The organism is Roseovarius lutimaris, from assembly GCF_900115165.1.
GTDB lineage: Bacteria > Pseudomonadota > Alphaproteobacteria > Rhodobacterales > Rhodobacteraceae > Roseovarius > Roseovarius lutimaris.
In genome coordinates, this window is record NZ_FOVP01000001.1 from 250,433 (window position 1) to 268,813 (window position 18,381).

Annotated in this window: 17 protein-coding genes; 5 read left to right on the forward strand and 12 right to left on the reverse strand. The window is 59.9% G+C overall.

Annotated features, from left to right (window positions below; translation table 11 throughout):
- The first annotated feature begins 57 nt into the window (after positions 1–57).
- The 3 genes from BMZ91_RS01220 to BMZ91_RS01230 all read left to right on the forward strand — a co-directional run bounded on the left by BMZ91_RS01220 (position 58) and on the right by BMZ91_RS01230 (position 1,981).
- Entirely contained in the window at positions 58–402 is a 345-nt protein-coding gene (locus BMZ91_RS01220) for an aminotransferase class III-fold pyridoxal phosphate-dependent enzyme (protein WP_281243314.1), read from the forward strand.
- Between the two features lie 383 nt (positions 403–785).
- A complete protein-coding gene (gene aroQ, locus BMZ91_RS01225; protein WP_092833450.1) occupies positions 786–1,229 on the forward strand; it encodes a type II 3-dehydroquinate dehydratase in 444 nt (147 codons plus the stop codon).
- Complete coding sequence (locus BMZ91_RS01230) at positions 1,226–1,981, forward strand: LuxR family transcriptional regulator (RefSeq protein WP_092833452.1); 756 nt, start codon at positions 1,226–1,228, stop codon at positions 1,979–1,981. Before aroQ ends, BMZ91_RS01230 begins: the two co-directional genes overlap by 4 nt.
- 364 nt (positions 1,982–2,345) lie before the next feature.
- On the opposite strand, the gene tsf is transcribed toward BMZ91_RS01230, so the two are convergent.
- Together tsf and rpsB are read right to left on the reverse strand one after the other, a co-directional pair.
- Positions 2,346–3,218 (reverse strand): translation elongation factor Ts, encoded by an 873-nt coding sequence (tsf, locus tag BMZ91_RS01235; protein ID WP_092833454.1) that lies wholly within the window; start codon positions 3,216–3,218, stop codon positions 2,346–2,348.
- A 75-nt stretch (positions 3,219–3,293) separates the two neighbouring features.
- Complete coding sequence (rpsB, locus tag BMZ91_RS01240) at positions 3,294–4,082, reverse strand: 30S ribosomal protein S2 (RefSeq protein ID WP_092833456.1); 789 nt, start codon at positions 4,080–4,082, stop codon at positions 3,294–3,296.
- 259 nt (positions 4,083–4,341) lie between these two features.
- Here rpsB and BMZ91_RS01245 point away from each other — a divergent pair, with 259 nt between their 5' ends.
- Positions 4,342–5,040, forward strand: coding sequence for a DUF502 domain-containing protein (locus BMZ91_RS01245; protein WP_092833458.1), 699 nt, complete (start codon positions 4,342–4,344; stop codon positions 5,038–5,040).
- A gap of 77 nt (positions 5,041–5,117) precedes the next feature.
- On the opposite strand, the gene BMZ91_RS01250 is transcribed toward BMZ91_RS01245, so the two are convergent.
- The 4 genes from BMZ91_RS01250 to BMZ91_RS01265 form a co-directional block, all read right to left on the reverse strand.
- Positions 5,118–6,521, reverse strand: a complete 1,404-nt coding sequence (locus BMZ91_RS01250; RefSeq protein WP_092833460.1) for an MATE family efflux transporter — start codon at positions 6,519–6,521, stop codon at positions 5,118–5,120.
- A 97-nt stretch (positions 6,522–6,618) separates the two neighbouring features.
- A complete protein-coding gene (locus tag BMZ91_RS01255) occupies positions 6,619–7,878 on the reverse strand; it encodes an NAD(P)/FAD-dependent oxidoreductase (protein WP_092833462.1) in 1,260 nt (419 codons plus the stop codon).
- Entirely contained in the window at positions 7,875–10,061 is a 2,187-nt protein-coding gene (locus tag BMZ91_RS01260) for a dehydrogenase E1 component subunit alpha/beta (protein WP_092833464.1), read from the reverse strand. The genes BMZ91_RS01255 and BMZ91_RS01260 overlap by 4 nt, the downstream gene beginning before the upstream one ends.
- 39 nt (positions 10,062–10,100) lie before the next feature.
- Positions 10,101–11,324, reverse strand: a complete 1,224-nt coding sequence (locus BMZ91_RS01265) for an acyl-CoA dehydrogenase (RefSeq protein ID WP_092833466.1) — start codon at positions 11,322–11,324, stop codon at positions 10,101–10,103.
- A 104-nt stretch (positions 11,325–11,428) separates the two neighbouring features.
- Between BMZ91_RS01265 and BMZ91_RS01270 the strand changes: the two genes are divergently transcribed.
- Positions 11,429–12,340: a LysR substrate-binding domain-containing protein gene (locus BMZ91_RS01270; protein ID WP_092833468.1), complete on the forward strand. Its 912-nt coding sequence runs from the start codon at positions 11,429–11,431 to the stop codon at positions 12,338–12,340.
- Between the two features lie 9 nt (positions 12,341–12,349).
- Here the strand turns inward: BMZ91_RS01270 and phoB are convergent, their stop codons facing one another.
- From phoB to BMZ91_RS01300, 6 genes are all read right to left on the reverse strand, one after another.
- The gene (phoB, locus tag BMZ91_RS01275; RefSeq protein ID WP_092833470.1) at positions 12,350–13,039 is read right to left on the reverse strand and encodes a phosphate regulon transcriptional regulator PhoB; all 690 of its coding nucleotides are present in this window, start codon (positions 13,037–13,039) and stop codon (positions 12,350–12,352) included.
- A gap of 16 nt (positions 13,040–13,055) precedes the next feature.
- The gene (gene phoU, locus BMZ91_RS01280; protein ID WP_092833472.1) at positions 13,056–13,775 is read right to left on the reverse strand and encodes a phosphate signaling complex protein PhoU; all 720 of its coding nucleotides are present in this window, start codon (positions 13,773–13,775) and stop codon (positions 13,056–13,058) included.
- Positions 13,776–13,786: 11 nt separating this feature from the next.
- A complete protein-coding gene (gene pstB, locus BMZ91_RS01285; RefSeq protein WP_092833643.1) occupies positions 13,787–14,584 on the reverse strand; it encodes a phosphate ABC transporter ATP-binding protein PstB in 798 nt (265 codons plus the stop codon).
- 14 nt (positions 14,585–14,598) lie between these two features.
- Complete coding sequence (gene pstA, locus BMZ91_RS01290; protein ID WP_245736173.1) at positions 14,599–15,861, reverse strand: phosphate ABC transporter permease PstA; 1,263 nt, start codon at positions 15,859–15,861, stop codon at positions 14,599–14,601.
- A gap of 10 nt (positions 15,862–15,871) precedes the next feature.
- Positions 15,872–17,245 carry a phosphate ABC transporter permease subunit PstC gene (gene pstC / locus BMZ91_RS01295; RefSeq protein ID WP_092833476.1) on the reverse strand — a complete coding sequence of 458 codons (1,374 nt, stop codon included), beginning with the start codon at positions 17,243–17,245 and terminating at the stop codon, positions 15,872–15,874.
- A 69-nt stretch (positions 17,246–17,314) separates the two neighbouring features.
- Positions 17,315–18,367 (reverse strand): substrate-binding domain-containing protein, encoded by a 1,053-nt coding sequence (locus tag BMZ91_RS01300; RefSeq protein WP_092833477.1) that lies wholly within the window; start codon positions 18,365–18,367, stop codon positions 17,315–17,317.
- Between the last annotated feature and the right edge of the window lie 14 nt (positions 18,368–18,381).

Here is an 18,381-nt window from a genome sequence, read left to right on the forward strand (position 1 = left end):
GGGTAAGGGTCGTGTCATCATCCCGGCCTTTGCCGATCGGCTGAAGTTCACACCGCCATTGAGACGCTCTCGATTTATGACGAAATGAACCTTCCGCAACATGTGCGCAAGTTGGGAGGCCATCTTGCGACCGTGTTGGAGTCTCTCGTCTACATGGATGGAGTGGGCGATGTGCGCTGTATCGGATTGGTGGCCGGGATAGAATTCACGCGGGATGGCGCACCCGACCCGGACCGTGCCCGCCGCGTCGGTGAAGCGGTCGAGAATCGGGGCGTTCTGTTTCGCATTATCAACAACACACTTGCGATCAGCCCGCCATATATCTGCACCGCCGCCGACATAGATCAGATGATTGAGGTGATGGCGCAAAGCATCGGGTCTGAGGGGGTGACCTCACGGTGAAGTGCAAGTTCCGATATTCGGTTCACCTCAGCCGGTTCTGTGATTTCATCTGCTTTCTTTTCAGCAAGATAGGGGATTTGTCGCAACCCAGTTTAGAATGTGCCCGGCTACAGAGGAAAAACGCATAATCAGTATTATGTTAATACACTGCCAAGCAAGGCAGGGAAGTATCCGAATATTTTAAGTATTTACATTTATTTACGGACATCTAGCGACCATACTTCATGTTATCCTTTTACGGTCGGCTTGATGAAAATTGATATCACGCGATGTAGTGTGTTGAGCATGCAAGTCACACCGCAAAATGTAAGCGATTTCAGCGCCTGGCGGGTCTCGACAGGTCAACGATTAGCAGTTTATGACAGATGTCTAGGAGCACTGACATGACTGCAATTCTGATCCTGAACGGCCCGAACCTCAACCTTCTTGGCACGCGCCAACCGGATGTCTACGGCCACACCACCCTTGCCGATATCGAGGCCATGTGCCGCAACAAGGCAAAGGCGCTTGGGATCGAGCTTGGCTTTGGCCAAAGCAACCACGAAGGCGCTTTAGTCGATGAGATCCATGGTGCGCGCGGGCGCTTTGATGGCATCATCCTGAATGCCGGCGCCTATACCCATACCTCGGTCGCGCTGCGCGACGCGATAAGTTCGGTTGACGTGCCGATGATTGAGCTGCATCTGTCCAACGTGCATGCCCGCGAAGAATTCCGTCATAAATCGTTCATCTCGGCCGTTGCCGTGGGTGTGATTTGCGGTTTTGGCGCCAGGGGCTATGCTCTGGCGCTTGAGGCTATGCTTGGTCATCTGGAGAGCAGCGGATGATCGAAGCCAAAAAGGTCAATTCGCTGCTGAATTCCTCAAGCATCGAAGAGTTATGGAACCTCCATACTCAGTATATGGCCGACTATGGTTTCGACAGATTGATCTACGGCTATACGCGCTATCGCACGGCGACATCCTTGGGCAATCCTGATGATTTTGTGATTCTGACAAATCACAGCAACGACTATACTGATGTTTTCATTGGTGAGGGTCTCTACTTTCATGCGCCGATGGTACGTTGGGCGCTTGAAAATGATGGTGCCTGTTCATGGTCTCGACTTAAGGAAATGACGGCCAGCGGTACGATGTCCCCGGAGGAACAAAAGGTTTACGATTTCAACCGGACGCAGAATATCTCTGCGGGCTATTCGATCAGCTTCAAATCTCTGTCGCCTCGCACCAAAGGCGCGATTGCTCTGACCGCGCGTCGCGGCTTGAGCCAGCGCGACGTCGATGAGATGTGGGACCGGGACGGCGAAATTATTCTGGCGCTGAACAACCTGACGCATCTGCGCATCCTGTCCCTGCCCTATGCTGCGCCGGGCCGTGGATTGACCGCTCGGCAACGTGAAGTGCTGGGTTGGGTCGGCGATGGCAAGACCGTTCAGGACATCGCTCTTTTGATCGGCCTCACACCGGCCACCGTCGAAAAGCATTTGCGGCTGGCGCGCGCGGCGCTGAATGTCGAAACCACGGCGCAGGCGGTGTTAAAAGCCGCATTTCAGAATCAGATATTTATTCTTGAAAAATAACTTGTTCGATAACAACAGGTTATAATTGGGTATGGAATTCCATACTTTCATGACTTTACGGAAAATAGCATTATGATCAAGTTCCGTGAGTGGTGGCTTTATAGCCCGGGAGCATTGGGGTGGTTCTACCTTTTATTATGGGAAAAGCCGTCCTTCCGGTCTTACCGGATGTCGGCCGTCAGCCCTTATTTTTCAGGGTTGGCGGTCGACGCACCTTGACCGTCGTTTCATCCCCAATAGACGACCGGTCATAAAAGCGGTGTCGCCATCACAGGTGGCACCGCTTTTTCGGTCCATCGACATATAACGGAAAAGGGCGCCTCCGCGAGAAGACGCCCTTTGATATTTCCTTGGGTCGCGGGCCTTAGCCTTGGGCGACCTTGGCCACTTCCGCAGCGAAATCTTCTTCTTTTTTCTCGATGCCTTCACCAACTTCAAGGCGAATGAACCCGGTGATCTCGGCACCGGCTTCTTTGGCGGCTGCCTCGACGGTAAGGTCGGGGTTCATCACGAAGCCCTGGCCCATAAGGGTGACTTCGGACATGAACTTGGCCATGCGACCGACGATCATCTTTTCGATCACGGCCTCGGGCTTGCCGGATTCGCGGGCGATCTCGATCTGAACCTGCTTTTCCTTTTCGACAACCGCCGGGTCAAGCGAGGCTTCGTCCAGCGCGGCGGGGTTGGTGGCGGCGATATGCATCGCAACCTGACGGCCAAAGCCCGCGTCGCCTTTCAGAGCGACCAGAACGCCAATCTTGCCCATGCCGTCAGTGGCGGCATTGTGGACATAGGACACAACCGTGTCGCCCTCGATCGCGCTCACGCGGCGCACCGACATGTTCTCGCCGATGGTGGCGATCTTGGCGTTCACGGTGTCGGCAACGTTCTTGCCGCCCATGTCGGTCGCCAGAAGCGCCTCAAGATCTGCCGCCCCAAGGGCCGCCGTGGCGATCCCGGCAACCATCTTCTGGAAGTCGGCATTTTTTGCGACAAAGTCGGTTTCCGAGTTCACTTCAACAGCAACCCCGCGGCCGCCGTCGACCTGAACCGCAACCAGACCTTCGGCCGCGGTGCGGCCCGATTTCTTGGCTGCTTTCGCAAGGCCCTTGGTGCGCAGCCAGTCAACCGCGGCTTCCATGTCGCCATCGGTTTCGGTCAGCGCCTTTTTCGCGTCCATCATACCTGCGCCCGTCGAATCGCGCAGTTCTTTTACCATTGCAGCAGTGATCGCCATCTCGGCTCTCCTCAAATCAGTCAGGGATTGGGGGCGGGATCGTCCCCTGCCCCCATGTCAATGTTGCGACGTCGCTTAGCTCTCGGCGGCGGCGGTCTCGGCAGGTGCGGCCTCGGCGAGCACCTCTTCCATCGGGGCCTCTTCCATCGCACCAAGATCAACACCGGCGGCGCCCATCTGGGCGGTCATGCCGTCAAGTGCCGCGCGGCTTACCAGATCGCAATAAAGCGCAATGGCGCGGGCCGCGTCGTCGTTGCCGGGAATGATATAGTCGATGCCGTCGGGCGAACAGTTGGTATCGACAATAGCCACAACCGGGATGCCAAGCTTGTTGGCTTCGGCCACGGCAAGGGCTTCTTTTTTCACGTCGATGACGAACAGAAGGTCCGGCACGCCGCCCATTTCACGGATCCCGCCAAGCGAGGCCTGAAGCTTGCCCTGGTCACGTTCCATGCCAAGACGTTCTTTCTTGGTGAGACCCTCGGCGCCGCCTTCAAGGGCTTCGTCGATGTGCTTCAGGCGCTGGATTGATTTCGACACGGTCTGCCAGTTGGTCAGCGTGCCACCAAGCCAGCGGTGGTTCATGTAATACTGTGCGCATTTGTCTGCGGCTTCGGCGATCGGCGTTGCGGCCTGGCGCTTGGTGCCGACAAACAGGATGCGGCCGTTCTTGGCAACGGTTTCACGGATCACATTCAGCGCCGCGTCCAGCATGGGAACGGTTTGTGTGAGGTCCATGATGTGGATGCCATTGCGCGCACCATAGATGAACTCGCCCATACGGGGGTTCCAGCGTTGCGTTTGGTGGCCAAAGTGAACGCCAGCTTCAAGCAGCTGACGCATGGTGAACTCGGGAAGAGCCATGGTCGTTTCCTTTTCCGGTTTTCGCCTCGGTACGGGATGAGAAGCGGGGTGCTTCAACCGGTGGACAAACAGGGATGTCTCCCCCATTGGCCCGCCCCTACCTGCGGATTACAATGCCGCGCGTATAGCGCCCGTTGCGCGCCGCCGCAACCCCTGCCCCGGGTTTTTCACACGCGCGCGTGGCAGCGCGCGCATTGGGCCATTGTCGCAGGGCGCCATTGCCCTTAGATACCTGCAAGGCTCAGCATTTGGATACCCGATGACCACCCCCTTTGACGAACTGCAAGTCCCTGCCAAGAAACCGCGCCGCTTTGCCGGGTTGCGCGCCAGCTTCCTGACCGGCCTGGTGGTGATCGCGCCGGTCGGCCTGACGCTCTGGTTGATGTGGTCTGTGGTGGGCTGGGTCGACGGCTTTGTCTTGCCGCTTATCCCGCATGGCTACAAGCCCGAAGAATACATCGGTATCAACCTGCGCGGCGTGGGCGTGGTCATCTTCCTGATCTTTACCGTGATTGTCGGCTGGATTGCCAAGGGGCTGATCGGGCGCTCGCTGATCCACTTTGCCGAATCGCTGGTGAACCGGATGCCGGTGGTCCGCTCGATCTATTCTGGCGTCAAACAGATCGCCGAAACCGTGTTTGCCCAATCCGAAAGCAGCTTCGAGAAGGCCTGCCTCATTCAATATCCGCGCAAGGATATCTGGGCGGTCGGCTTTATTTCGATCGAGGCCAAGGGCGAGATCAACCAAAAGGCCCAGACCGGCAGCAATCTGGTCAGTGTCTTCGTGCCGACAACGCCAAACCCGACCTCCGGTTTCCTACTGTTCTTTCCGCGCGAGGATGTGATCGAACTCGACATGAGCATCGAGGATGCGGCGAAACTGGTGATTTCGGCCGGCCTTGTCTATCCCGGTCAGACCAAGAACGGCGAAAGCGGCGCCAAATCCAAGGCGTCCTGATCCTTTCACTTTTCCAAAAATACTCGAAACAAGGTCGCAAAAGCCACAGCGGTCACATCGAACCGTTACAGATCCGCTTACCTGAAAGAGCGGTTCGACATCACCTGCATCCGCATGTCCGGGCATGTGTATTGCCCCCGAAGCGGATCACGGCAGGGCGCCTGGATCACCCTGAGACCAAGCCAGATCGCAACCCCGGCGAAAACCGCGCCGCCGACGGCCTGACCGATCAAAACGCCATGCGCGCCCCAGATCGCGCCGAAGGCCAGAACAAAGGGCATGGTGCCAAGGGTCTGGCGCCCCCAGTTCACGCCGGTTGAATAGCCCGGATGCCCAAGGTTGTTGAACGAGGCGTTCGAGACGAAAATCGCCCCGTTGAAGAACGACGCAAGCGCCAGCGGACCGCAATAGAGATAAAGCAGCGAGCGCATCGTACCGGTGGCATCGAAAAGCCCGGCAATCGGCGCGCGCAATAAAAACAAAAGTGCCGACATCACCAGGACATAGATTGCCAGGAATTTCAGCCCGTCAAAAAACGTCTGCTGCACCCGGTCCAGACGCCCGGCCCCGAAATTCTGGCCAAAGATCGGCCCGATCGCGCCCGACAGCGCAAGAACCACCGAAAACACCACCGGCACCATCCGGTTGATCACCGCCAGACCCGCGACTGCGTCATGGCCGTATTTTGCCATTTCCCGGGTGACAATCGCCGTGCCCACGGGCGTGGCGACGGTGCCAAGCACCGCCGGCAAGGCGATGCCGACGGCCTCGCGGAAATCGCGTGCCACGCATTGCGGGCGCGGCACGGCAAAGGCCCTGTAGCGTAACACCGCAATCCCCATGGCCATCGCCATTGTCGCGATCCTAGCCGCCACCGTGGCCAGGGCCGCCCCATTAAGGCCCATGCCAAGCGTAAAGATCAAGAGCGGGTCCAGCACCGCATTGACCCCGCCCCCCAAAAGCGCCGGATACATCGCACCGCGCGCATCACCATAGGCGCGCAAAACCGCCACCGCGACCATCGACAGCCCCGAGACCAGGGTCGTGGGCAGTATGATCCAGAGATAGCCGGTCGCAAGCTCTGCCACCTGCCCGGTCGCCCCAATAAGGGCCAGCAGGGCCGCGATGTTGGGCAAGGCCAGGGCCGGAAGGGCAATCCCCACAAGAACCGAAACCACCGCCACGCTCGTGGCATATTCGCGCGCATCAAGCGGCTTGTCCGCGCCCATGGACCGCCCCACAAGAGCGCCTGCCGCGATCGACAGACCGATATTCACCGCGCTGAAAAAGAACATGATCGTGCTGGCATAGCCCGCTGCCGCCGCCAATTCGTCGCGCCCCAGCATCGAGATGAACACGATATCCAGCAGATCGACCGCGAAAATCGCCATCAGCCCGATGCTTGAGGTGAACGACATGACAGAGACATGCCGCATAAGGCTGCCTGAGGTGAAACTTGCGCCTGTATCCTGAACGGCCATGTCCTGCTCCGATATCTGGTCTGGAGGCAGCACATATAGCTGTCTTGCGTCAGCGCAATGGGAAACAAGTCAACACACAGTGATTGTGCGCCGATGGCTAGCTGCGCGCCGCCCCCAGATGCACAAGTCGCGCGCCGGTTTCATAGAATAGCGTTTTCAGGGTGCAGAACCTTTCGGCATAGGCATCCACGCCCGGCACCGGCAGCCCGCTTTCGTCGTCATTGAGCAAGGCCAGAGCCGCCGCGCGGCCATACACCGTCCCCGGCCCGATGCCCCGCCCGGAATAGCCAAACACCGCTAGCCCGTCGCGCCCAAGCCGCAAAATGCGTGGCAAGTGATCCTCGGTCATGGCGATTTTGCCGCTCCAGGCGTGCTCGATTTCGGAGCCGGCAAGCCGGGGAAACAGCTTTGCGAGCTTGCGTTCGGCCCAGTTGGCGTGGGTCGCGGCCTCGCTTCCCATGCCGCCGATGATCACACGACCGGCCTTGTCCCTGCGGATCGAGGACATGATCAGCCCGGTATCCCAGGCCCCTTCGCCCCCCGCCAGAATATCGCCGGCAAGGTTCGCGCCAAGCGGTGTGGTCGCCAGCTGGAAAAACTGCACCACCGGCACAGAAGGTATCGCCATATGCGCCAGCGGTTGGTGATAGGCATTGGTCGCCACCAAAAGGTGGCGCGCCCGGATCTTGCCCGACCGGCTTGTCACAACCCATTGACCGCCGTGCCGCGCGGCGCCGGTGACGGGGCTGTTCTCGTAAATCCGCGCGCCCTGTGCCATAGCGGCGCGGGCAAGGCCGCGCGCATAGGAAAGCGGCTGGATCGTGCCGGCGCGCGCATCAAGAAGCGCGCCACCGAAGGCCGTGCTTGCGGTGCGTCTCGCGACCTCATCCGCCGTAAGATAGCGCACCGGCGCGCCGCGCGCCTGCATCTGCGCCAGGCGCGCCTTGAGCTGACCCTCGCCCTTTGGGGCATGCGCCAGATGCAAGGTGCCCGCGCGCGTCGCCTCGCAGTCAATGGCATGGCGCGCGATCAGGTCAAACACCACATCCGGCGCGCCGCCCAACACGGTATTAAGGTGCTCGCCCGCCGCCTCGCCCAAGGCGCGGCACACATCGTCGGGCGCCAGCCATAACCCGGCATTGACCAGCCCCACATTGCGCCCCGACCCGCCATGACCCACGGTGTTGGCCTCAAGCACCGCCACTTCGGCGCCCTGCCCTGCGGCGGCAAGCGCGGCCGAGAGCCCGGTAAAACCGCCGCCGACAATCACGAGATCGACGCCAAGTTCGCCTTGAAATCCGGGCGCCTGAAAGGTTTCTGCGGCACTCTCTTGCCAAAGATTGCCAAGCCCGCTCATCCGCGCAAGATCCGCTCTGCGGCGGCGATGATCGAGGCCTTTGACGGCATCGTGACGCCATAGGCAGGGCCGGTGGCGATAAAGCTGTCTTTGGCCACCTCGCGAGCCACCGGCACATCAAGGCGTTCGGCAAAGAACGCGGCAAGCGCCTCGGCCTGCCCGCCGGTGCGGCGGCATTCATCGACAATCAGGATGCGTTCACAGCCCTCAACCGCCTTGAGAAGCGCCTCTTCGGCCAGCGGCGCAAGCCAGCGCAGGTCAACCACCCGCACCCCATCGCCCAGCTCTGCCAGGGCCTGATGGCTCAGGTAACAGCCATTGCCATAGGTCACGATTGCCAGATCATTGCCCGTGCCGGTGACGCCCACCTGCCCCAAGGGCGCGCTTGCCTGCGCCTCGGGATAGCGCCGCATCCAGCCGCCATCCCCCGCCGCGTGCAGATCGCGCATCGGGTAAAGCGCGATCGGTTCGACCATGACCACGACGCGGCCCTCCTCGCGGGCCAGTCTGACGGCTTCTCTGTACATGAGGATCGCATCATAACCATTTGACGGGCAACCTATAATGATGCCCGGTATGTCACGCAGAACGGCCAGGGAATTATCGTTGTGAAAATGCCCACCAAAGCCCTTCTGATAGCCAAGGCCAGCGACCCTAAGCACCATCGGGTTGCTGAATTGCCCGTTGGAAAAGAACGAAAGCGTCGCCGCCTCGCCGCGAATTTGATCCTCGGCATTGTGCAGATAGGCCAGAAACTGAATTTCCGGCATTGGAATATAACCGTTCTGTGCCAAGCCCAACGACAGGCCAAGAATGCTTTGCTCATCCAGCAGGCTGTCGATCATCCGATGCGCGCCAAAGCGCGATTGCAGGCCCTTGGTGATGCCGTAAACCCCGCCCTTGCGGCCGATATCCTCGCCTGCCATGACGATCTCGGGATACTCCAGCATAAGGTCGGTCAGGCCAAGATTGATCAGCTTGTTCATCGGCTGCGGCGTTCCAAGCGCGCGCATGTCCGACGCGCCGAAACAGGCCGCGCGCGCCGCCGGGTCGGGGCCGTTGGCGCGGGTGGCCTTGCGAGATGGCGGGATGATCGAGGCCATGACATCGGCGGCAGTTGTCAGCTTGGGGCGCTTGACCGCCTCTTTGGCCATGGATGAGGTTTCCTCGAAAACAGACTGATAAATATCGAGAATTTCAGAACGATTCGCGGCTTTTTCGCGAATCAAACGCGCCGCAGAATAGAGCAGCGGATCATGGGCCTCATTGGCCTCGATCTCAGCCATCGGGCGATAGGCCGCCTCGACATCCGGTCCGGCATGCCCGTAAAGCCGCACGCAGGACATGTGCAAAACCGCCGGTTTGCGCATCCGCCGTACCCAATCGGCGGCCTCGCGGGCGACTGAATATGTTTCAACCGGATCAAGCCCGTTGCAGGCGAAATACCGCAGGCCGGGGCGCGATTGAAGCACCGCCGAAACCCAGCCTTCCGGTGATTTAACAGAGATCCCTATGCCATTGTCTTCGCATAAAAAAAGCAAAGGCAATGGCGCGCCCTGCCAGCTTGTCCAACCGGCGCAATTCAGCGCACCCTGCGCGGTGGAATGGTTCATCGAGGCGTCGCCAAAGCTGCAAAAGGCAATCGCATCGGGCGCATATTCCGGCGCGGGCGGCGGTGAGCGCCGCATCAGACCGATGGAATAGGCCGCCCCAACCGCCTTGGGCAGATGGCTGGCGATGGTCGAGGTTTGTGGCGGAATATTCAAGGCTTTGCTGCCCAGCACCTTGTGCCGCCCGCCGCTGATCGGGTCCTCGGCAGAGGCGGTAAAGCTCAGCAGCATATCCCAAAGCGGATCCTGCCCCGGCACCTGTTGCGCGCGGGCCACCTGAAACGCGCCGTCGCGGTAATGCAGGAACGCCGGATCACTGGGGCGCAGCGCGCGTGCTACCGCCGCGACGCCTTCGTGCCCGCTGGAGCCGATGGTGTAAAACCCCTGCCCCTGCGCCTGAAGCTGGCGCGCGACGCGGTCGAGCTGTCGGCTGATGACCTGAGCGCGAAACAAGGTCAACAGGGCTGCGTGATCAAGCCCGGCCTGTTTCGCCGTCAACGTCGAAAGCGCGGGCAAATCGCCCGCGCTGACGCGTTTCAGGAAGTTTTCGTGAACAATTTCTGCGCGATCCATGCAAGCCCTGTATCAAACGTTTGCGCCGACTGTGCCGCCTTAGAAAAACGCCTGCAACCCCGTTTGTGCCCGTCCAAGGATAAGTGCATGAACATCATGCGTGCCCTCGTAGGTATTCACGGTTTCAAGGTTCACCATATGGCGAATGACCTGAAATTCCTCGGAAATCCCGTTGCCGCCATGCATGTCGCGCGCATGGCGGGCAATCTCAAGCGCCTTGCCACAATTGTTGCGCTTGATCATCGAGATCATTTCAGGCGCGGCATTGGCCTCGTCCATCAGCCGCCCGACCCGCAAAGCAGCCTGAAGGCCCAGGGTAATTTCGGTCTGCATATTGGCGAGCTTGAGTTGGAAAAGCTGGGTCTGCGCCAGCGGACGGTTGAATTGACGCCGATCCAGCCCGTATTGCCGTGACGCATGCCAACAGAACTCTGCCGCGCCCATCACCCCCCAGGCGATGCCATAGCGGGCCCGGTTCAAACATCCAAAAGGCCCTTTAAGGCCTTGAACATTCGGCAAAATAGCGTCTTCCGACACCTCGACGCCCTGCATCACGATCTCGCCCGTGACCGAGGCCCGCAGGCTAAGTTTGCCGCCCACTTTCGGCGCGCTCAAACCCTTCATGCCCTTCTCAAGAACAAAGCCGCGAATTTTGCCGTCATGCGCATCGGATTTCGCCCAGACAACAAAGACATCGGCGATCGGACTGTTGGAAATCCACATTTTTGTGCCGGTGATACGGTATCCCGATTCGGTCTTTTCAGCGCGGGTCTTCATGCCTGCGGGGTCAGAACCGGCATCGGGTTCGGTCAGACCGAAACAACCGATCAACTCGCCTTTTGCCAGCCCTGGCAGATACTTACGGCGCTGTTCTTCGCTGCCGTAGGCATAGATCGGATACATCACAAGGCTCGATTGCACGCTCATCATGCTGCGATAGCCGGAATCGACGCGCTCGATCTCGCGGGCAACGAGGCCATAGCTGACATAGCCCGCCCCAAGGCCACCATATTCCTCGGGGATGGTCGTGCCCAGAAGGCCCATATCGCCCATTTCCTTGAAAATATCGGGATCGACCCGTTCTTCGCGATAGGCGTCAATCACCCGAGGTTGCAACGTTTCCTGGGCAAATGTGCGCGCGCTTTCCGCAATCATCCGCTCTTCTTCGCTAAGCTGATCATTCATGCGAAACGGATCGGCCCACTCAAAGCTATTGAGGTCCGGCGCATCCTTGGCGCGCAGGACGGGCGTATTGGCGTTCATGGGAGACATCCTTATGAGTTTTTTTCAGGTTGATCCTAGGTTACACTGGTAAAACGGCATGGAATAGCGATATTTACACATTAACCCATGAGCAAAGCGCAAGTATGAGCCTGTCCCGCCGTTTCCAGCCCTCCATAGCCTCGCTGCGCGCCCTTGAGGCGCTTGACCGCCTTGGCAGTGCGACGGCGGTCGCACAAGAGCTGTCGCAAACTCAAAGTGCGGTCAGCAGGCAATTGAAAACATTGGAAGAACAGCTTGGCGTGACGCTTGTCATTCGCGAAGGGCGCAGCCTGGTTTTGACGCCCGAGGCGGCGGATTATGCCGATAAAATCCGGGGGGCCTTGCAGCAGATCACGCAGGCCTCGCTAAAACTGACGGTCAACCCGGTCGGCGGAAGCCTGACACTGGCCATTTTGCCGACCTTCGGCATGCGGTGGCTGGTGCCGCGTCTGGCGGATTTCGCGCGCCTGCACCCGGAGGTGACGATCAACCTCTCGACGCGCCTAAAGCCGTTTAACTTTGCCAGTGAACCGTTTGATGCAGCGATACATTTTGGAAAATCGGATTGGCCCGGAACACAGGCACTGCGGCTCAAGACCGAGGCGGTCCTGCCGGTTTGCACGCCCGAGTTGCTGGCCACTCGACCGCCCCTTGCAGGTGCCGCTGATTTGCTTGGCCTGCCGCTTTTGCATATCGAGACCCGGCCACAAGCCTGGGCGGCCTGGCTTGCGGCGCATGGGGTGATGGGCGCACAGGTGACTGGCACGGTCTATGACCAATTCTCAACCATCACCCAGGCCGCGCTGCATGGGTTGGGCGTGGCACTTTTGCCCGACTACCTGGCCGAGCAGGATCTGGCGACCGGACGGCTGGTCTGTGCATGGGGTGGGGCCGCGCAAACGCCCGGGGCCTACTATCTGGTCTGGCCGCTACGCAATGCACGCGATCCGGCGTTGCTCAAGTTTCGCGACTGGCTGGCCGGTCAGGCCGAGGATGAAGATCCCCTGCCCCGATAAGTCAATCGCCTAACCAAGGGCATAGCCCGCGCCACGCACCGTGCGCAGCGGATCGTCGCCGCCATACTGGCAGAGCGCCTTGCGCAGCCGTCCGATATGGACGTCAACGGTGCGGGTATCGACATAGATATCGCGCCCCCAGACCCGATCCAGAAGCTGATCGCGCGACCAGACCCGGCCCGGCTTTTCCATGAAGGTCGAGAGCAGGCGAAATTCGGTCGGACCAAGCTTCAACGGCTCATCCGCGCGCGTCACCCGGTGGGTTTCGGCGTCCAGTACGATATCAAGATATTCAAGCCGCTCGCCCATTGTCGCCGGGCGCGTGCGGCGCAATTGGGCGCGCACCCGCGCCAAAAGCTCGACCACCGAATAGGGTTTGATCACATAGTCATCAGCGCCGGTTTCAAGACCGCGCACAAGATCCACCTCTTCAGAGCGCGCCGACAGCATGATGATCGGAATGGCGCGGGTTTGCGTGCGGGTCTTGAGTTGGCGACAGACCTCGATGCCCGACAGATTCGGCATCATCCAGTCGAGCACGATGATATCGGGCGGCGATTCCTCCACGATCAAGAGAGCCTCTTCGCCATTGCAGGCCACGAGCACGTGAAACCCGTCCGCCTCAAGGTTATAGCTCAGAACCTCGCGCTGTGCGGGTTCGTCTTCGACCAGAAGGACGGTCGGTTGATCGACGGCCATTGTCAGGCTCTCCTGTTCAGGACGATGATGAAATAGACGGGTCAGTCGAAGTCTGATCGTCTTTGGGGCGCGGATCATCGGGCATCTCGCCCGAGACCAGATAGATCACCTGTTCGGCGATCGAGGTCACATGATCGCCCATCCGTTCGGTATTCTTGGCGATGAAATGCAGATGCATGCAGGCGGTGATATTGCGCGGGTCTTCCATCATGAAAGTCAGGAATTCGCGAAAGATCGCGTTGTACATCTGATCGACATCCCGGTCGCGCTGTATCACCTCATGGGCAAGATTGATGTCGCGCTGAATATAGGCATCAAGCGCGTCCTTGAGCATCGTTTCGACCTCGCGCGCCATCCGGCGCAGCGCCGCGGGCGAGCCGCTGACCGGCGACATCTGGGTCAGGATCGAGGTGCGCTTGGCCATGTTCTTGGCATAATCGCCGATCCGCTCAAGATTGCCCGAGATTTTCATCACCGACAGCACAATCCGCAGATCGCCGGCCGTGGGCGCGCGCAGGGCAATCACGCGGGCCGCTTCTTCGTTGATCTCCTCTTCGAGGATGTCGATGGCCTTGTCGCGCCCGCGGACCTCTTCGGCAAGTTCTTCGTCGCGGGTTTCAAGCGAGCGGGCGGCGTCGCTGATGGCGCGTTCCACCAGCCCGCCCATTTTCATGATCCGGGCCTGAATGGTTTCAAGGTCGCGGTCAAAAGCCGAGGCGATATGTTGGTTTGACATGGGGTTCGTCCTTAGCCGATGCGCCCGGTGATATAGCTTTCGGTGCGCTCATCTGTGGGGTTGGTGAAAATATGGCTGGTCTCGCCAAACTCGACCAGATGGCCAAGATGGAAAAACGCGGTTTTCTGGCTGACGCGGGCGGCCTGTTGCATCGAATGAGTAACGATGACGACCGAATACTCCTGACGCAATTCGTCGATCAACTCTTCGACCTGCGCGGTGGCAATCGGGTCAAGCGCCGAACAAGGCTCGTCCATCAACAGAACCTCGGGCTGTGTGGCCACCGCGCGGGCGATGCAAAGCCGTTGTTGCTGCCCGCCCGAAAGACCCGTTCCGGGGGTATCAAGCCGGTCCTTGACCTCATCCCAGAGCGCGGCGCGGCGCAGGGATTTCTCGACGATCCCTTCAAGATCGGCGCGGGTGTTGGCAAGCCCGTGAATGCGCGGCCCATAGGCGACATTATCATAAATCGACTTGGGGAACGGGTTGGGTTTCTGAAACACCATGCCGACCTTGGCACGCAATTGCACCGGGTCGATCGAGCGGTCATAGATATCCTGCCCGTCAAGGCGGATATCGCCGGTCACGCGACAGATCGCAATGGTGTCATTCATCCGGTTCAGACACCGCAGAAAGGTGGATTTGCCACAACCCGACGGGCCGATAAAGGCGGTCACGGTCTTGTCGAGGATATCGACATCGACCCCTTTGATCGCCTCGGCCTCGTTATAGAACACATGCACGTTGCGGGCGGAAAATTTCATTGTTTCGGTGGTCACGGGGCTCTCCGGGGTTGGCGCGTCGTACATCGGTCTGTCCTTCTTTACCATTTCCGTTCGAACTTGCTGCGCAGATAAATGGCGATGGCGTTCATGGTGATGAGAAAGGTCAACAACACCAGAATGGCGGCTGAGGTGCGGCTTACAAAGCCGCGTTCGGGGCTGTCGGCCCAGATGAATATCTGGGTGGGAAGTGCGGTGGCGCTATCAAACGGTGTGTCCGGCGCCGAGGTGATGAAGGCGTTCATCCCGATCAGCAAAAGCGGCGCGGTCTCGCCAAGCGCCTGCGCGAGGCCGATGATGGTGCCGGTCAGGATACCGGGCATGGCCAGCGGCAACACATGGCCAAACACCACCTGATGCCTTGAGGCCCCGACCCCAAGCGCCGCCTCGCGGATCGAGGGCGGCACCGCCTTGAGCGCGGCGCGCGTCGCGATGATGATCGTCGGCAGCGTCATGAGCGCCAGCGTCATCCCGCCCACAAGCGGCGCCGAGCGCGGCAGGCCCATCCAGCCGATGAACACCGCCAGGGCGAGCAGGCCAAACACCACCGAGGGCACCGCCGCGAGGTTGTTGATATTGACCTCGATGAAATCGCTCAACCGGTTGCGCGGTGCAAATTCCTCAAGATAGATCGCGGCTCCTATGCCAAGTGGGAAGGCGATCACGAAGCAGACCAGAAGCGCCCAGAAGCTTCCCACAAGCGCGCCTTTCAGGCCGGCCAGTTCGGGAAAGCGGCTATCGGTATTTGTGATCAATCCCCAATTGATTGGCTGTGAAATCGCGCCTGCCCGATCCAGTGTGTCGAACCAGCCGATTTCACGGTCGCTGACGCGGCGCTGTGCCTCGGGGGTGTCGCGCTTGACCAACCCCTTGGCCAGCTGATCGAAGGGGTCAGACACCGGCACCGTCACGGTGACGCTCTGCCCGATCAGCGAGGGGTCTGCAACGATGCGGTCGCGCAGCGAAAACTGCGCGCCGTTTGAAAATATCCCCTCAAGCGCCTTTTCATCGGCCCGCCCGCTGACGTCCGGAAAATAGGTCTTGAGGCTGGCCAAAAGCACATCGTCAAACCCGCCGCGCGGCAGGCGATCATCCTTGATCTCGGCCGGGTCGACGAAGACATCGACGGTAATATGGGTTTGCGTAAAGGCCTTGTAGCCAGAGCTGACCAAGGATGACACAAGGATAAACAGCATCAGCGCGGCAAAGCCGATGGCGGCCATGCCAAAGCCCTTGATCATCGTCTGATGGCGATTGCGCCGCTTGAGATGGCTGCGCGCGCTGTGGCTTGAAAGATCGGTCATCGCGGGGTCCTTAATCATAGGCTTCGCGGTACTTGCGCACGATGCGCAGGGCGAAAATATTGATCATCAGCGTCACAAGGAAAAGCATCATCCCAAGCGCGAAGGCTGCCAGCGTCTTGGGGTTGTCAAACGAGGTGTCGCCGATCAGCAGGGTCACGATCTGCACGGTGACGGTGGTCACGCTATCGAGAGGGTTCATCGTCATCTTGGCGATCAACCCGGCGGCCATGACCACGATCATGGTTTCGCCGATGGCGCGGCTTACGGCCAGCAACACACCGCCGACAATGCCGGGAATGGCGGCGGGAAAGAGAACCCCGGTCATCATCTCGGCCCGCGTCGCCCCAAGGCCAAGCGCCCCGTCGCGCAAGCTCTGCGGCACCGCCGACAGCGCATCATCGGCAAAGGATGAAATGAACGGGATAAGCATGATCCCCATCACCCCGCCCGCCGCGAGCGCCGTGTTGGGCGACACATCAAGCCCAAGCGACTGGCCAAAACTGCGGATCGCCGGAGCGACCACGAGAATGGCGAAAAAGCCGTAGACGACAGTGGGCACTCCGGCGAGGATTTCCAAAAGCGGCTTTGCCACCGCGCGAAATTTTCGCGGCGCGAATTCATTGAGGTAAACCGCCGACATCAACCCCACCGGCACCGCTATCACAAGCGCGATCACCGTGATCACGAGAGTGCCAAGCATGACCGGCAACCAGCCAAAGGCGCCCTCGGCGGCGACCTGATCGTCGCGCAGCGGAATCTGCGGCTCCCAATTGGTGCCGAACAGAAACTCGACAAAAGACACCTTGGCGAAAAACCTCGAGGTTTCGACCATCAGCGAGGCGACAATGCCGAGTGTAACAAAGACCGCCACAACCGAACAGAAGATCATCAGCCCCGAAATGAATCGCTCGACCCCGTGGCGGGCGCGAAACCCGGCGCTGACCTTGCGGCGGCTGAACGCCACAAGCACCAACGACAGTGCCGTGACAACCACCAGCAAGAGCTGCCCCGCGCGCGCCTGTAGGGCGGTCAGATACTGGGCTGCCTCGGTCTTCCACGGCTCGGGCGTGCCAAAGACAACGCCTCGGGCGACGGATTTGATCTCGGCGACGATAAGCTGCACCTCGCCGCTGCCAAACCCGTCCAAATGCGCGGCGATCTTGGATTTTAGAATCAGGTCAATCACCGGCCCCTGAAGCAGCAACCACAGCAGGATCAGAACAAGCACGGGCACCAGAACCACCAAAAGCGAATAGGCGCCATGAAACCCGACCAGCGAGTGAAGCCGCGCCCCGTCACGCCGGATCGCGGTGGCCGCCTGACGGTTCCAGACATAGCCGATCACGGAAAACACAAAGAGGCAGGCAAAGGCGGCGGTTGTCATGGCGCTCTCGGGATTTGTTAAAATGCAACACCGCCCGACGCTTGGCCGGGCGGCGACAGGTTTGGGCGCTTACTCTTTCGGCGCCATTGTCTTGCCGTCGATCACAGCATCCTGTGTTTCGGCCCGCAGATCGTCGGGAAGGGCCACCATGCCGCGCTCGCTCAGATAGCCGCCCGGCTCCATCGCGTCATCGGACATGTATTCCTCGATGAACTCCTGAAAGTTCGGGATCACACCGCGATGCGCGTTCTTGGTGTAAAAGTAGAGCGGGCGCGAGATCGGGTAGGAGAAATCACCGATGGTCTCGGCACTCGGTTCGACACCGGCAATCCTGACGGCCTTCAGCGTATCCATGTTCTCGTAAAGGAAGGAATAGCCAAAGATCCCCATGGCATGCTCGTCGGCGTTCAGGCGCTGCACGATCAGGTTGTCGTTCTCGCCCGCCTCGACAAACGGGCCATCCTGACGCATCCGCGAACAGTTGTCCTTGACGGTTGCCTTATATCCGGCCTTGTCGGCCTCTTTCAGGGCTTTCATGAACGGGGTGGCCTCGCAGCCGGCATGCATCGCCAGTTCGACAAAGGCGTCGCGGGTGCCCGATGTGGGCGGCGGGCCATAGGCCAGGATTTCAACCGCAGGCAGGCTTGCATCGACATCGGCCCAGGTCTTGTTGGGGTTGGCGATCCAGCCACCCTCGCCCGGAATTTCGGCGGCAAGCGCAAGGAACACCTGCTCCAGCGTCAGATCCCAGTCATTCTCGGCCGCCCGCGAGATTGCAATCGACAGACCGTCATAGCCAATCATCGCCTCGGTGATATCGGTCACGCCGTTGTTTTGGCAAAGCTGGTACTCCGAGGCCTTCATCGCGCGCGAGGCCCCGGTCAGATCGGGGTGTGCTTCGCCGATGCCGGCGCAGAAAATCTTCATGCCGCCGCCGGTGCCGGTCGATTCGACAATCGGCGAGGGGGCGCCGGTCACATTGGCAAATTGCTCGGCAACGGCCTGGGTATATGGAAACACGGTGGACGAGCCGACAATGCGGATTTCGTCACGCGCCTGTGCGGCGCCTACAGCAGCGGCAGAGAGGGCCAGCGTGGAAACAGTCAGTTTGAAAAGCGACATGGAGTGCTCCTGGG